Source organism: Streptococcus intestinihominis, assembly GCF_046824975.1.
GTDB lineage: Bacteria > Bacillota > Bacilli > Lactobacillales > Streptococcaceae > Streptococcus.
In genome coordinates this window covers 204601-220132 of the sequence record NZ_JBKQBL010000002.1, presented here as the reverse complement: position 1 = coordinate 220132, position 15532 = coordinate 204601, and the positions used below count along the sequence as shown (strand labels likewise).

The following is a 15532-nucleotide window of genomic DNA, read 5'->3' as shown; positions in this document are numbered from 1 at the left end:
GCTTGATATTGTCCTTGTGGCGGATGATGATCAAGGTCGCCAAAGCGAGGACAATAAGAGTGAAAATCAGGTCATAGCTTGGGAGGATCCAGCCAGTCAATGGGAGGAAGAGCACTCCTAAACTAGCCAAAATAGCAACCGTTACACTTGAAAAAGAAATCATGCTGGTTAAATAGAGGCTAACAAAGAAATAGATGGCTAAGAGGATGAGGAAAACGGGAGAGAAACCAATGAGAACCCCAGCACTGGTCGCGACTGCCTTGCCTCCTTTAAAGCCTGCAAAAATTGGGAAGGTGTGTCCAAGGACTGCTAAAAGACCAAAGACCATAGGAGAAATTCCTGAAACCCCAAAAATAGTCGGCAATAAAACAGCCAAGGTCCCTTTGAGGAAATCAACCGCAAAGACAACCAGACCAGCCTTCGTCCCTAGGATACGGAAGGTATTGGTGGTCCCTGTATTTCCAGAACCGTGTTCACGTAGATTGATGTTAAAGAAGGCTTTTCCTATCCACAAACCAGAAGGGATAGAACCTAATAAGTATGCTAATACGAGTAAAAGAATAGTTTTCATCATAGTTTCATTATATCAAAAATGCTTTGAATGAAAAAGAAAATTTCTAGCTGAAGTGTCACATCGGATAGTTGATTTGATCCAATCGCACGTAAATAGCCTAGTTAAAGGGAGAGAAGAAAGAAAAATTTTGCAAAATTTCCTAAAAAGCTGTAATATAGAAAAGATGAACAAACAGGAGGTTCCTTGTGTCTAAAAAGGAAATCAACATTAATAATTACAATGACGATGCCATTCAGGTACTAGAAGGGTTGGATGCGGTCCGTAAACGTCCAGGGATGTATATCGGATCGACAGATGGAAATGGGCTTCACCATTTAGTCTGGGAAATTGTCGACAATGCGGTCGATGAAGCCTTATCTGGTTTCGGTTCTCAAATTGACGTTACCATCAACAAAGACGGGTCCCTATCTGTAGCAGACCAAGGTCGGGGAATGCCGACCGGGATGCATGCTATGGGCAAACCAACCGTTGAAGTCATCTTTACCGTCCTCCATGCTGGAGGAAAGTTTGGTCAAGGGGGTTATAAGACTTCTGGTGGTCTCCACGGGGTAGGATCTTCGGTCGTGAACGCCCTCTCTAGCTGGCTTGAGGTAGAGATTACCCGTGATGGAGCGGTCTACAAACAACGCTTTGAGGATGGTGGGAAGCCTGTTACTACTCTTGAAAGGATTGGTTCGGCTCCTAAGTCTAAGACGGGAACTAAGGTTACCTTCATGCCGGATCCAACCATCTTCTCAACGACCGATTTCAAGTTTAATACCATTGCAGAGCGGATCAAAGAATCAGCTTTCTTGCTCAAGGATGTAACACTGACGTTGACCGATCTCCGTAAGGAAGAAGACAACCATGTGGCCTTCCATTACGAGAATGGTGTTCAGGATTTCGTTGAGTACTTGAACGAAGATAAGGAAACCTTGACGCCCGTTCTCTACTTTAACGGGGAATCAGAAGGCTTCCAAGTAGAAGTTGCTCTCCAATACAATGATGGCTACTCTGACAACATCTTGTCCTTCGTTAATAATGTCCGCACTAAAGATGGGGGAACCCACGAGACAGGACTGAAGACAGCTATTACCAAGGCCATGAACGACTATGCAAGAAAGACAGGACTTCTCAAAGAAAAAGACAAGAACCTAGAAGGATCCGACTATCGCGAAGGTCTTTCAGCTGTTCTTTCGATCTTGGTGCCAGAAGCTCATTTGCAGTTTGAAGGGCAGACTAAGGACAAACTAGGAAGTCCACTTGCTCGACCAGTCGTTGACGGGATTGTCGCTGACAAGTTGACCTTCTTCCTCATGGAAAATGGGGAGTTGGCTTCCAATCTGATACGCAAGGCTATCAAGGCCCGGGATGCGCGTGAAGCTGCTCGGAAGGCGCGGGATGAGAGTCGAAATGGCAAGAAGAACAAGAAGGACAAGGGGCTCTTGTCTGGTAAATTGACCCCAGCCCAGTCCAAGAATCCTGCCAAGAACGAACTATATCTAGTCGAAGGGGATTCAGCCGGTGGTTCTGCTAAGCAAGGTCGGGACCGCAAGTTCCAGGCTATCCTTCCACTTCGAGGGAAGGTTCTCAATACTGAGAAGGCCAATATGAGTGATATCCTCAAAAACGAGGAAATCAACACCATGATCTACACTATTGGTGCTGGAGTTGGGGCTGACTTTACGATCGAAGATGCTAACTATGACAAGATTATCATCATGACCGATGCGGATACGGATGGTGCCCATATTCAGACCCTTCTCCTAACTTTCTTCTACCGCTATATGCGTCCCTTGGTCGAAGCAGGACGTATCTATATCGCTATGCCTCCTCTTTATAAGATGTCTAAAGGCAAAGGCAAGAAAGAAGAAGTGGCTTATGCCTGGACTGATAGTGAATTGGAAGACCTACGGCGAACCTTTGGCCGTGGAGCAACCCTTCAACGATACAAAGGATTGGGTGAGATGAATGCGGACCAACTTTGGGAAACCACTATGAACCCAGAAACCCGCACCTTGATCCGTGTTACCATTGATGACTTGGCGCGTGCAGAACGCCGTGTCTCTGTCCTAATGGGCGATAAGGCTGCACCACGTCGTAAGTGGATTGAGGACAATGTTAGGTTTACGCTGGAAGAGAGTGGGGAGATGGTGTTTTGAAAGGATGATAAAGAAAATATGGGCTATAATATTTATACAAATCAAGAATTTAAAGAACTGGCTAATGATGGACAAATTAATATCATGGCTCTCTTTGGAAATGGTGTAGATATTCAGTTAATGGAATATCTTAAATCTCCATATCGGACTTCTTATCAAAATTTCTATAATTATCTTTGCTATAAGAATTTTGATAAAGATAATATTATCTTTCAAAAAATGACTGAGGATAAGAAAGATAATGAAAACAATTCCAATATCAAGCAAAATTGGAGTGACTTTGAGAATAGTTTAATTGAGATTTTCAACGAGAATAATTATATCAATGAAGCAAGATTGACTAATGATTTTAATCACTTTCAGGTTGAATTTTCTAATTTTTTAAATGATATAATAACTCCAAATATGTTAGCTCAAATAGGGAATGATAGCAGTAAAAGCGAGCTAGCAATTTCATCATTTCAAAAATTTTTGGCAGATTTAGATGAAAGCAATTTCCGAAAATTGAGTTTTCCATCAAAGCTATACCATTACAAATTATTTAATTGGGAAATTTTAAATTTCAACTATACTTCTATGTTAGATAATATTTTAGTATTGGATAAAGAACAATATGATCCACACCCGTGGCCACATGCTGATAGACAAATTTCTTTTGCGGCAAATCCTAATAATTTTACTAACGATCATTGTTCTTGGGATAGCTCCACTTATTTTTCCAGTTATTTGATGACCAACATCACTCATCCCCATGGTTATCAAAATGTTCCAAAATCAATGTTATTTGGCTTCGATAACGAAAATCAAATAACAAATGTTGATAATAGAAACAAAGCAAAGAATTTTTTAAAACCCTATTGGGCTCAGAATGATAAAAAATATAAATCATATTTCAATAATACTGATTTGTTTATATTATACGGTTTATCACTCGGTGATAGTGACTTTTGGTGGTGGAATAATATTCTTAACTCACTTTTGGAGACAGATTCTGAATTGATTATTTATAATTACAATAGCAATAATGAATCTGATAGTGAAACAATTAATAGATTTATTGATGTCGCAAAAAAAGTACAACTCACTGCTGAGGATATAGAAAAACTTCATAAAAAGATTGCAGTAGTTCAGTATGACTCTAAATCAAAACTCCATGCGTTCAAATTGGATCGTTTGGGCTAGATTAAATCCCACACGAATAATCACCTTCCAAGTCCTAAAACAAGAAATCCCACCTGAAGAATATTTTGTCTAGGGAGAAATAGCCCAAATCACACATGTGTGTTTTGAGTTATTGGAGTAAAATACGAATATTTATATATGTTCTGAATTATTTTAGAGCAAAAACATAAAAATACATCATTGAAAGAGTTGTTTTATAAAAAAAGAATATGGAATCACGAGTTTAACTGTACGCAATTTAGTAAACAACGAATTCTTCCAACTTCTATCTGAGAGCAGGGATGAGTTGGGGATTTTTACAAAAGCCAATAAGTCTGAGCAGGTTTACGCAACGAAGCTTGGGGATATGGAGAAACTTCTTGAGACCTTGCAAGCTGGTTTGCACCGTTCCAAGGCCAGTCAAACGGTGGCTAGTCTGGAAGCGTCTGATCGTGAGCGTGATGATGCATTTTCTACCTTGATTGGTTTGGTCAAGGCCTTCTCTCGTGTGAAATAGGCAAGTAGCAAGGAAGCTTACGACAAACTCAGCAAACTTTTCAAAAATTATGCCGGGCTAACGAGTATGAGCTACGAAAAGAGACAGAAGCTATTAACCATTTGCTCAAGGAGCTAAAAGATAGTTACTACAAAACTGCCCTTTCAACTCTGCATTTGATAACTCATGTAGAAACCTTGACAAAGGCGCAGGCTCAGTTTGAAAATGACTATAAGGAGCGCTTGGCCGAGCAAAAAGTCAAGGCACCTAGTCAAAAAAAAGGAAATCCGTGCGAAACTATAAGAAATCTATGACTTCTTTGCAGATTTTACTGCAATCAACGCCTATGCTTATCCAGATAAAAAGCAGTATGCTGATCTCCGTGACCATCTCAACTCTATCCGTAGTCGCTATAAAATACGCAAGCTAACCAAAAAAATTACCCCAACACAACCAGAAGAAGCCAAGTAGGTTGTTCTGTTTAATTTATGCGAGTCAAAATCAATCTTAGAAAGTAAATATAGGATATAAAGATGAATGAATTAGTGATTGGATTATTTGCGGCTCTGTTAGGTGCAATTGTGTCAATCTTTACCTTATATACAAATTATAGAAGTTCTTTAGATGGCATTTCAGGCTGGCGCTCAAAGCTTTTTGATGCAGCTTCTGCTAAAGAAATTACGCTTAAAGAAGTTCAGGTGTTAAGGACAGCTCTACGCTATGAACCAACTAAGGAAGTTCAAGAAAACACTTTTAATTGGATATCTAATATCATGATTTACTATTGTGATTATATTTCGTTAAAGTATTTTGAACATCATGAAACAAGTCTCTTGTATCAAGAACAGGAAATCATCAGGGTTTTTATCAGATGTCTGTTGAAGAACCATTGGGAATACAATGCTTCTATGCTATCATCGTTGAAATTTTTGAAGGTTTATTACAATGCTTCAAGACAACCAGAATTTATTCGTGAAACATATGAGAAAGCAGAGACAATATGCAGATCCTTAGGGAATGGCGATAAAGAATACAATCTGATCAAAAGAATCAATGATAGAATGAAGGAAAAGGTATGAGATGAAACTTGAACTAGATGTTAAAATTAATAAAAATGGTGAAGATAAGATAAATGAATTTTCTGTTGAAAATTTTTTAGAAAAACATGTAAAATCTAGTAAAACTAATCAAGTGAAGAAAGACAAGGAAATATTTATGCTAAAAATTTCAGGTCGGGCCATAGGTGTCATGAGTGTAATTGTAGTGCTTAATTTGATAAGTGATATCCTTCAAATTTTTGTAGGTCCTTTTAAGGTTGACAATATACAGATTTTTGTCAGGTGTTTCAGAATCAGCACCCAAACAAATGTATTAGCTGTTCTGTTAGTAGTTTTACTTATTATTAATAATCTGTTTGAAAAGAAGAAACAAAAATGAGGATGGCTGTCATGGTTATGCAAAACTAGTCATGGGATTTTTCAAAGAATTTGATAAGGAAAAAGTTCCAGCAGCCAGTCCCCTTTATAGATATGACCTCTACAGAATTAAAAGTTTTCACTAAAAAGGCAGGTATCCCCATGAGAACTGAAACCGAGATGTTTGACGTGATTTTACAAATCGCAAAAACTCTAAAAGTCAACGCTGTCGCTATGTCTGGTTCACGAACGGATACAAAAGCACCAAAAGATGAGTTCCAAGATTATGATGTGGTCTATATTGTTGATAATCTGGAGGACTTGATATCTGATTTATCTTGGCTAGACCAGTTTGGTAAACGCATCATTGAGCAAGAAGTTACTCTAGGACACCGTCATCTTTATCTTATGCTCTTTGAAGATGGCAATCGCATTGATTTAACCCTCTGCCCCAAGGAGTATATCCAAGAGTGGGTGGACAGCGAAGCAAATTTTGAAGTTATAAAAGACGACAAAGGTTTGTTTGAAGCCTATCAGCCTAATTCCAAGCGCTATTGGACCGCTCCGCCTACTGAAGAGGAATTTGCAGCATCCTGCAATGAATTTTGGTGGGTATCGGCTTATGTCGTAAAGGCCATTCGAAGAAATCAGCTCATCTATGCGACGGATCACCTCTATGGCATTTGCCAGCAAGAACTCCTCAAGGTCTTTGCTTGGCAGGTGACAAGCGATAGGGGAGCAGTTGATATCGGAAAGAACTACAAATACCTCTTTCACTATCTCCCAGCTGAGAAAGAGAAGGAGTTCTCAGCTCTGCTAAATCTATCTAGTATAGAGAAGGTCAGCCAGTCCTTGTTTGCTACCATGAATGTTTTTGATCGAGAAGCTCAAAGCCTGGCCAAAAAGATGGGATTTGCCTACGATCAGGAAGAGGCTGAGAAGATGATAGCTTATGCTGAAGAGAAACTGTCAAATCATTGATTCAATAATCTATTTTAAACACTTTAAAATACAGAAAGGATAGTTTAGTTACTTGTAGTAACTGAATTCCTTTTTCTAAAAAAAATCTACTCTACATTCTTTGAAAGGAGTTGAACACGCCCTAAATACTGTGTGAAACTCTTGATCCATCATTTGATAACGTATTTAAAACTACAGAAAGGATAGTTTAGTTACTTGTAGTAACTGAACACGGGACTAATTTTCTAGGAAAAAAGATAAATCGCTTTGGGTTCATCGAACCCTGCATCGATTTCCTATTTTTCTACAGAAATTTTCGGCAAGCCGAAACGTCCCTTTGTATCTTATATGAGTAATATCCAAAATATGTCCTTGGAGGACATCATGGGAGAGCGCTTTGGTCGCTACTCCAAATACATTATTCAAGAACGGGCTCTTCCTGATATTCGGGATGGCTTGAAACCCGTCCAACGGCGGATTCTTTATTCTATGAATAAGGACGGCAATACCCATGACAAGGGCTACCGCAAGTCTGCCAAGTCTGTCGGAAATATCATGGGGAATTTCCACCCTCACGGGGATTCTTCTATCTATGATGCCATGGTCCGCATGTCTCAAGACTGGAAGAACCGCGAGATCCTTGTTGAAATGCACGGAAACAATGGTTCCATGGACGGGGATCCACCAGCAGCCATGCGTTATACGGAAGCTCGTTTGTCTGAAATTGCGGGCTATCTTTTGCAAGATATCGAAAAGAACACAGTGCCATTTGCCTGGAACTTTGACGATACAGAAAAAGAGCCAACTGTTTTGCCGGCAGCCTTTCCAAACCTCTTGGTCAATGGAGCTACAGGGATTTCAGCTGGTTACGCGACAGATATTCCGCCACATAATCTTGCTGAAGTCATCGATGCGGTTGTCTACATGATCGACCATCCTTCTGCTAAGGTAGACAAACTCATGGAGTTTCTTCCTGGACCTGATTTCCCGACCGGTGCCATTATCCAAGGGCGCGATGAGATCAAGAAAGCCTATGAAACTGGTAAGGGAAGGGTGGTTGTCCGCTCTAAGACAGAGATCGAGCAACTCAAAGGCGGCAAGCAGCAAATCGTCGTTACCGAAATCCCTTATGAGATCAACAAGGCAGTTTTGGTCAAGAAGATCGACGATGTCCGTGTTAACAACAAGGTGGCGGGTATTGCGGAAGTCCGGGATGAGTCTGACCGAGATGGTCTTCGTATTGCCATTGAGTTGAAGAAAGATGCCAATGCAGACTTGATCTTGAACTACTTGTTCAAGTACACAGACTTGCAGGTCAACTACAACTTCAATATGGTGGCGATTGATAACTACACACCACGTCAAGTGGGGATCGTGCCGATTCTCTCTAGCTACATTGCTCACCGTCGGGATATCATTGTCGCTCGCTCACGCTTTGATAAGGAAAAGGCAGAACGACGCCTCCATATCGTAGAGGGCTTGATCCGCGTCATTTCTATCCTTGATGAAGTGATTGCCTTGATCCGAGCTTCTGATAATAAGGCAGATGCTAAGGAAAACCTTAAGGTCAGCTATGATTTCACGGAAGAACAAGCAGAAGCTATCGTCACCTTGCAATTGTACCGCTTGACCAATACAGATATCGTGACCTTGGAAGAAGAGCATGCTAGTCTCAAGGAGCAAATCGCGACCTTGGCAGCCATCATTGGGGACGAACGGACTATGTTTAACCTCATGAAGAAGGAGTTGCGTGAAGTCAAGAAACTCTTTGGCAATCCGCGTCGCAGTGAATTGCAAGACACTGCTAAAACTATCGAGATTGATACAGCTAGTCTGATTGTTGAAGAGGAAACCTTCGTCAGTGTGACCCGTGCGGGATATATTAAACGGACCTCGCCTCGTTCCTTCAATGCGTCGACAGTGGAGGAAGTCGGTAAGCGGGACGACGATGAGTTGATTTACGTAGAGCCTGCTAAGACCACTCAGCATCTTTTACTCTTTACCAACTTGGGAAATGCCATCTATCGACCAGTTCATGAATTGGCAGATACCAAGTGGAAGGATATCGGGGAGCACCTTAGTCAGACCTTGACCAATTTCGAGCAGGAGGAAGAAATTCTCTTTGCGGAGATTGTGGATCAGTTTGAAGGAGTGACCTACTTTGCAGCTACCCAACAAGGCCAAATCAAGCGTTTTGAACGCAAGGAATTGAGCCCATGGCGGACCTATCGTTCTAAATCAACTAAGTACGCTAAACTGAAGGACCAAGAGGACCGTATCGTAGCGGTTGCACCAGTGGTCCTCGAGGACATCATGATCATTACTAAGAATGGTTATGGCCTCCGATTCAATATTGAAGAGGTTCCAGTGGTAGGGGCCAAAGCAGCAGGTGTTAAAGCCATTAACCTCAAAGACGGGGATCAAGTTGTGGCCGTCTTTAAGTCAACGACACCAAGCATGTACATTCTGACTCATAGAGGTAGTCTTAAACGGATGTCTCAGGATGATATTCCAGTGACCAGCCGGGCCAAACGTGGACTGCAAGTCTTACGTGAACTGAAGTCTAAACCACACCGCGTCTTCAAGGCAGGTCCAGTCTTCACTGACCAGGGAGATTTTGATCTCTTTACGAGCCAGGAAGAAGTGGGAGAGCAAGATCAAATCCTTCAGATCACCTCGACAACAGGTCAGGTGACGGAAGTGGATGTTACCCAACTCAGCTTGTCAGAACGAACTAGCAACGGTTCCTTTGTCAATGATCAAATTTCTGATCAAGAAGTCTTTACTGCTAGAATTAAATAAAAACAAAATTAGCCAGTTTATGGCTAATTTTGTTGCTCGATAAATTTTCTGAAAATTGCAAATTTCACTTGAAATTCTCATGAAATGGTGTAAAATAGAGTACATGAATAAAGTCATCCTTTGTGGTGGCTCTTGCTATTTAGCAAGTCTTGAATGGAAGAAGGAAAACTGACATGACAGTATCACTTGATTGGGAAAATCTTGGATTTTCTTATATGAAATTACCTTACCGCTACATCGCCTATTATCGTAATGGTGCCTGGGAAAATGGAGAACTATCCGAAGATGCCACTCTTCATATTTCGGAATCTTCTCCAAGTTTGCACTATGGACAGCAAGCTTTTGAGGGGCTGAAAGCCTACCGGACAAAAAATGGCAGTATTCAATTGTTCCGTCCCGATGAAAATGCCAAACGTCTTCAACGGACTGCTGATCGTCTTTTGATGCCACAAGTTCCAACGGATATGTTTGTGGAAGCTTGTAAGGCAGTAGTTCGTGCCAATGAAGAATATGTCCCACCATATGGAACAGGTGGAACACTCTATCTTCGTCCATTGTTGATTGGAGTCGGAGATATCATTGGGGTGAAGCCAGCAGAGGAATACATCTTTACGATCTTTGCTATGCCCGTCGGAAACTACTTCAAGGGTGGCTTGGTTCCAACCAACTTCTTGATCCAAGACGATTATGACCGCGCAGCTCCTCATGGGACTGGTGCAGCGAAAGTCGGTGGGAACTATGCCGCTAGCCTCTTACCTGGTAAATTAGCTAAGTCTCGGAACTTCTCAGACGTGATTTACTTGGATCCTGCAACCCACACCAAGATTGAAGAAGTGGGATCTGCTAACTTTTTTGGGATTACAGCTGATAATGAGTTTGTAACACCACTTAGCCCATCTATTCTGCCATCCATTACCAAGTATTCCTTGCTCTATCTTGCAGAGCACCGTCTTGGTTTGACACCAATCGAAGGGGATGTCCCAATCGATAACTTGGGCCGCTTTGTTGAAGCAGGTGCTTGTGGAACTGCCGCTGTTATTTCACCAATCGGGGGAGTTCAGCACGGAGATGACTTCCATGTCTTCTATTCAGAAACTGAAGTAGGACCGATTACCCGCAAGCTTTATGATGAATTAACGGGCATCCAGTTTGGTGATATTGAAGCTCCAGAAGGATGGATTTTTAAAGTAAACGATTAAAGGAATGATCAGAGGGAGGAGAACTCCCTCTTTTTTTCTTAGGAAGAAGATACTAGCAAATTAAAATAATTTAATCATGAAACATTTTCGGCTTGCAAGCATGTGAAAAATTTTGTAAAATAAAGGGGTTGAAATGAGGTAGAAGAATGAGTAAAAAAGATAAAAAAATTGAAATCCAAATTTCTGATAGCAAGGTAGTTGTAGGAAAAGATACCTTTGATGGCTACCAATTAGCGATTGGGAAGAAGGCTATTGCTGAGATTGCTGATATGGGAGCTCAGTTCGCTCTTGTGAAAAACGGAGCCGTAGAAAGTCTTTATAAATCACTGGAAAAAGCAGTGGAAAGTGCCATCGAAAATTATAATTTGAATAAATAAGGGGTTGCATTTTCATGAAATCAATGGTATAATTGTGTCTGTTGATTTGCTTGGAGAGATAGCGAAGAGGCTAAACGCGGCGGACTGTAAATCCGCTCCTTCGGGTTCGGGGGTTCGAATCCCTCTCTCTCCATTTCACTTTTGGGGTATAGCCAAGCGGTAAGGCAAGGGACTTTGACTCCCTCATGCGTTGGTTCGAATCCAGCTACCCCAGTTCTAGGTAATATCAGATAAGGTGGTAAAATATCTGCTCAGGTATTTTATTTCTTTATATGAAGATGTCGTTGTAGATCATTTTGATTTCGTTGCGAGTGCTTGCTTAGGAAAAATAATTATAAGTATGTCAAGTTTAGAAAACTTGATTGTTGGAGGATTTTTTAGATGAATGAATTTGAAGATTTGCTAAACAGTGTTAGCCAAGTTGAGCCAGGTGATGTTGTTACTGCTGAAGTTTTGACAGTTGACGCTACACAAGCTAACGTTGCAATCTCTGGAACTGGTGTCGAAGGTGTCTTGACTCTTCGCGAATTGACAAACGATCGTGATGCTGACATCAATGACTTGGTTAAACCAGGTGAAACACTTGAATTGCTTGTTCTTCGTCAAGTAGTTGGTAAAGATACTGATACAGTAACTTACCTTGTATCTAAAAAACGTTTGGAAGCTCGCAAAGCATGGGACAAATTGGTCGGACGTGAAGAAGAAGTTGTTACTGTTAAAGGAACTCGCGCTGTTAAAGGCGGACTTTCAGTAGAATTTGAAGGACTTCGTGGATTTATTCCAGCTTCAATGCTTGATACTCGTTTTGTACGTAACACTGAACGTTTCGTAGGTCAAGAATTTGATGCTAAAATCAAAGAAGTTGACGCAAAAGAAAACCGCTTCATCCTTTCTCGTCGTGAAGTTGTTGAAGCTGCATCAGCTGCAGCTCGCGCTGAAGTATTCGGTAAATTGAATGTTGGTGACGTTGTAACTGGTAAAGTTGCTCGTATCACTAGCTTCGGTGCTTTCATCGACCTTGGTGGTGTTGATGGATTGGTTCACTTGACTGAATTGTCACACGAACGCAACGTTTCACCTAAATCAGTTGTAACTGTTGGTGAAGAAATCGAAGTGAAAGTCCTTGACTTGAACGAAGAAGAAGGTCGCGTATCACTTTCATTGAAAGCTACAACACCTGGACCATGGGATGGCGTAGAACAAAAATTGGCTGCTGGTGATGTCATCGAAGGTACTGTTAAACGTTTGACTGACTTCGGTGCATTCGTTGAAGTGTTGCCAGGTATCGATGGACTTGTACACATCTCACAAATTTCACACAAACGTGTTGAAAATCCAAAAGATGTGCTTAAAGTTGGACAAGAAGTAACTGTTAAAGTTCTTGAAGTAAATGCTGCTGATGAACGTGTATCACTTTCTATCAAAGCTCTTGAAGAACGTCCAGCTCAAGAAGAAGGCGAAAAACAAGAAAAACGTCAACAACGTCCACGTCGTCCAAAACAAGAAAAACGTGACTTTGAACTTCCAGAAACTCAAACTGGATTCTCAATGGCTGACTTGTTTGGTGATATTGAATTGTAATCAACTTAAAAAGCTTGCTTAGGCAAGCTTTTTTTACTTGTAAAATGCTCGAATTTTTGATATACTATCATAGTTGCCACCCTTAGTGTAATGGATATCACGTAAGATTCCGGTTCTTGAGATGGGGGTTCGATTCCCTCAGGGTGGATGTCGATAGGAGAGCCTTGAGGCTCTCTTTTTTTATTTTTGGATGAGAAAGATAGCAGAAGGTTTTTAAGAGCAGGATTGGGCTCTTAGGGCACTGTACGATTTATAAATGATGAGATCAAGAAAACACCATGTCCTAAGACATGGTGTTTAATGTTTTGTTTAGTTTTTAGAAGCTGCTTGGAATTCTGGGTTCTTCCATGCTTCATCGATAATTGCTTGCAATTCTTTTGCAGATGCTTGCATTTTTTGTGTTTCAGCGTCATTCAATGGGATGTTTACTGGACGAACGATACCGTGAGCACCAACGATCGCTGGTTGACCGATAAAGACGTTCTCAACTCCGTATTGTCCTTCTTGGAAGACTGAAAGTGGAAGTACAGCATTTTCATCATCAAGGATGGCACGAGTAATACGTGCGAGGGCAACGGCGATACCGTAGTAAGTAGCCCCTTTCTTGTTGATGATTGAGTAAGCAGCATCACGTACAGAGATGAAGAGATCTACAAGGTCAGCTTCATCCAAGTCACGGTTAGCTTGCAACCATTGTTCCAATTTTACACCGGCAACGTTAGCGTGTGACCAAACAGCAAACTCAGAGTCACCGTGTTCACCCATGATGTAGGCGTGAACTGAACGAGCATCAACGCCGATTTTTTCAGCAAGTGCTTGACGGAAACGAGCTGAGTCAAGAGAAGTACCTGAACCGATAACACGTTCTTTAGGGAAACCTGAGAATTTCCAAGTAGAGTAAGTCAAGACGTCAACTGGGTTAGCAGCTACAAGGAAGATACCGTTAAATCCTGAAGCAACAACTTGCTCAACGATTGATTTGTTGATGGCAAGGTTTTTACCAACAAGGTCAAGACGAGTTTCACCTGGTTTTTGAGGAGCACCCGCAGTAATAACAACGAGGTCAGCATCCGCACAGTCTTCGTACTTAGCAGCATAAATCTTCTTAGGAGAAGTGAAGGCAAGTGCGTGGCTAAGGTCTTCAGCATCACCAACCGCTTTTTCAAACAATTGAGGAATTTCAATGATACCTAATTCTTGCGCGATACCTTGAGTAACAAGTGCGAAAGCATAAGATGAACCTACAGCGCCGTCACCAACAAGGATAACTTTTTTATGTTGTTTAGTTAATGTCATTATTCTAAACGTCTCCTTTTATTTTTTGGGGTTTCCCCATTCGCATTTATTCTACCACTTTTACTTTTCTTTGTCACGGTTTTACGCCTAATTTGGACGATGTAAACGTTTTTACTCTTGTGTTCCGAAGGAGAAAAAAAGTCCTAAATGTGTTATAATAGTATGGTGAATTAATTAAAGAGAGGCATTGTTTTAATGCAGGATAATAACTTAGTTGATGTTAACTTAACATCGGAAATGAAGACTAGTTTCATCGATTACGCTATGAGTGTTATCGTGTCTCGGGCTCTTCCTGACGTGCGAGATGGTTTAAAGCCAGTTCATCGTCGGATCCTTTATGGTATGAATGAACTTGGGGTTACTCCAGATAAACCACATAAGAAATCAGCTCGTATTACCGGGGATGTTATGGGTAAATACCATCCACACGGCGACTCCTCTATTTATGAGGCTATGGTTCGGATGGCTCAATGGTGGAGCTATCGTTACATGCTTGTAGATGGGCATGGGAACTTTGGTTCTATGGACGGTGATGGAGCCGCGGCCCAACGGTATACAGAAGCTCGTATGAGCAAGATTGCTCTCGAAATGCTTCGGGATATCAACAAGAATACAGTTGATTTCACAGATAACTACGATGCCAGTGAACGCGAACCAAACGTCCTTCCAGCTCGCTTCCCTAACTTGTTAGTCAATGGAGCGACAGGGATTGCGGTAGGGATGGCGACAAATATCCCTCCACACAACCTCGGTGAGTCTATTGATGCTGTCAAGCTAATGATGGATAATCCTGATGTGACAACGCGTGAACTGATGGAGGTGCTTCCTGGACCAGATTTCCCTACCGGAGCCTTGGTCATGGGCAAATCGGGTATTCATAAGGCCTATGAAACAGGAAAAGGCTCAATTGTCTTACGGTCTCGGACGGAAATTGAAGAGACCAAGACAGGCCGTGAACGCATTGTCGTCACTGAATTTCCTTATATGGTCAACAAGACCAAAGTGCATGAGCATATCGTTCGTTTGGTTCAAGAAAAACGAATCGATGGGATTACAGCAGTTCGGGATGAGTCTAACCGGGAAGGGGTTCGTTTCGTCATCGAAGTGCGCCGTGATGCCTCAGCTAATGTTATCTTAAACAACCTCTTCAAGATGACCCAAATGCAAACCAACTTTGGTTTCAACATGTTGGCTATTCAAAATGGTGTTCCTAAGATTCTCTCTCTTCGTGAGATTTTGGGATCTTATATTGAGCACCAAAAAGAAGTGGTGACTCGTCGGACTATCTTTGATAAAGAGAAGGCGGAAGCTCGTGCCCATATCTTGGAAGGTCTCTTAATCGCTCTTGATCACATCGATGAAGTGATTAAAATCATCCGTAATAGCCAGACAGATGCAGAAGCACAAGCAGAATTGATGAGTAAGTTCAAGCTTTCTGAGCGTCAAAGCCAAGCTATCTTGGATATGCGTCTTCGTCGTTTGACTGGTTTGGAACGTGACAAGATTCAAAGCGAATACGATGATCTCGTT

General features: G+C 41.4%; 12 protein-coding genes, 3 tRNA genes and 1 pseudogene. 14 read left to right on the top strand and 2 right to left on the bottom strand.

What is annotated here, in order from left to right:
* A partial coding sequence (gene plsY / locus ACLOR3_RS04405) for a glycerol-3-phosphate 1-O-acyltransferase PlsY (RefSeq protein ID WP_412037021.1) occupies positions 1-571 on the bottom strand: 571 nt, incomplete at its 3' end.
* Between the two features lie 188 nt (positions 572-759).
* On the opposite strand from plsY, the gene parE reads away from it, so the two are divergent.
* The 13 genes and pseudogenes from parE to ACLOR3_RS04340 all read left to right on the top strand — a co-directional run bounded on the left by parE (position 760) and on the right by ACLOR3_RS04340 (position 12854).
* Positions 760-2715: a DNA topoisomerase IV subunit B gene (gene parE, locus ACLOR3_RS04400; RefSeq protein ID WP_411400288.1), complete on the top strand. Its 1956-nt coding sequence runs from the start codon at positions 760-762 to the stop codon at positions 2713-2715.
* Positions 2716-2733: 18 nt separating this feature from the next.
* Entirely contained in the window at positions 2734-3897 is a 1164-nt protein-coding gene (locus tag ACLOR3_RS04395) for an AbiH family protein (protein WP_195324007.1), read from the top strand.
* A 196-nt stretch (positions 3898-4093) separates the two neighbouring features.
* Positions 4094-4843 (top strand): annotated as a pseudogene (locus ACLOR3_RS04390) (DUF6261 family protein).
* A gap of 62 nt (positions 4844-4905) precedes the next feature.
* Positions 4906-5451 carry a hypothetical protein gene (locus tag ACLOR3_RS04385; protein WP_195324006.1) on the top strand — a complete coding sequence of 182 codons (546 nt, stop codon included), beginning with the start codon at positions 4906-4908 and terminating at the stop codon, positions 5449-5451.
* Between the two features lies 1 nt (position 5452).
* Positions 5453-5809: a hypothetical protein gene (locus ACLOR3_RS04380; RefSeq protein ID WP_195324005.1), complete on the top strand. Its 357-nt coding sequence runs from the start codon at positions 5453-5455 to the stop codon at positions 5807-5809.
* Between the two features lie 140 nt (positions 5810-5949).
* Entirely contained in the window at positions 5950-6768 is an 819-nt protein-coding gene (locus ACLOR3_RS04375; protein ID WP_411400289.1) for an aminoglycoside 6-adenylyltransferase, read from the top strand.
* A 327-nt stretch (positions 6769-7095) separates the two neighbouring features.
* Entirely contained in the window at positions 7096-9549 is a 2454-nt protein-coding gene (parC, locus tag ACLOR3_RS04370) for a DNA topoisomerase IV subunit A (protein WP_411400419.1), read from the top strand.
* A 173-nt stretch (positions 9550-9722) separates the two neighbouring features.
* The gene (locus tag ACLOR3_RS04365; RefSeq protein WP_411400290.1) at positions 9723-10748 is read left to right on the top strand and encodes a branched-chain amino acid aminotransferase; all 1026 of its coding nucleotides are present in this window, start codon (positions 9723-9725) and stop codon (positions 10746-10748) included.
* Between the two features lie 146 nt (positions 10749-10894).
* The gene (locus tag ACLOR3_RS04360; RefSeq protein ID WP_048715920.1) at positions 10895-11125 is read left to right on the top strand and encodes a DUF2969 domain-containing protein; all 231 of its coding nucleotides are present in this window, start codon (positions 10895-10897) and stop codon (positions 11123-11125) included.
* A 52-nt stretch (positions 11126-11177) separates the two neighbouring features.
* Positions 11178-11258, top strand: a tRNA-Tyr gene (locus tag ACLOR3_RS04355).
* A gap of 9 nt (positions 11259-11267) precedes the next feature.
* Positions 11268-11339 (top strand) — tRNA-Gln (locus ACLOR3_RS04350).
* Between the two features lie 167 nt (positions 11340-11506).
* A complete protein-coding gene (gene rpsA, locus ACLOR3_RS04345) occupies positions 11507-12706 on the top strand; it encodes a 30S ribosomal protein S1 (protein WP_006596419.1) in 1200 nt (399 codons plus the stop codon).
* A 76-nt stretch (positions 12707-12782) separates the two neighbouring features.
* A tRNA-Arg gene (locus ACLOR3_RS04340) sits at positions 12783-12854 on the top strand.
* Between the two features lie 161 nt (positions 12855-13015).
* Here the strand turns inward: ACLOR3_RS04340 and ACLOR3_RS04335 are convergent.
* On the bottom strand, positions 13016-14002 hold the full coding sequence (locus ACLOR3_RS04335; RefSeq protein WP_048689936.1) for an L-lactate dehydrogenase: 987 nt from the start codon (positions 14000-14002) through the stop codon (positions 13016-13018).
* 195 nt (positions 14003-14197) lie between these two features.
* On the opposite strand from ACLOR3_RS04335, the gene ACLOR3_RS04330 reads away from it, so the two are divergent.
* Positions 14198-15532 (top strand): DNA topoisomerase (ATP-hydrolyzing) (locus tag ACLOR3_RS04330; RefSeq protein ID WP_412037020.1); only part of this gene is annotated, 1335 nt, incomplete at its 3' end.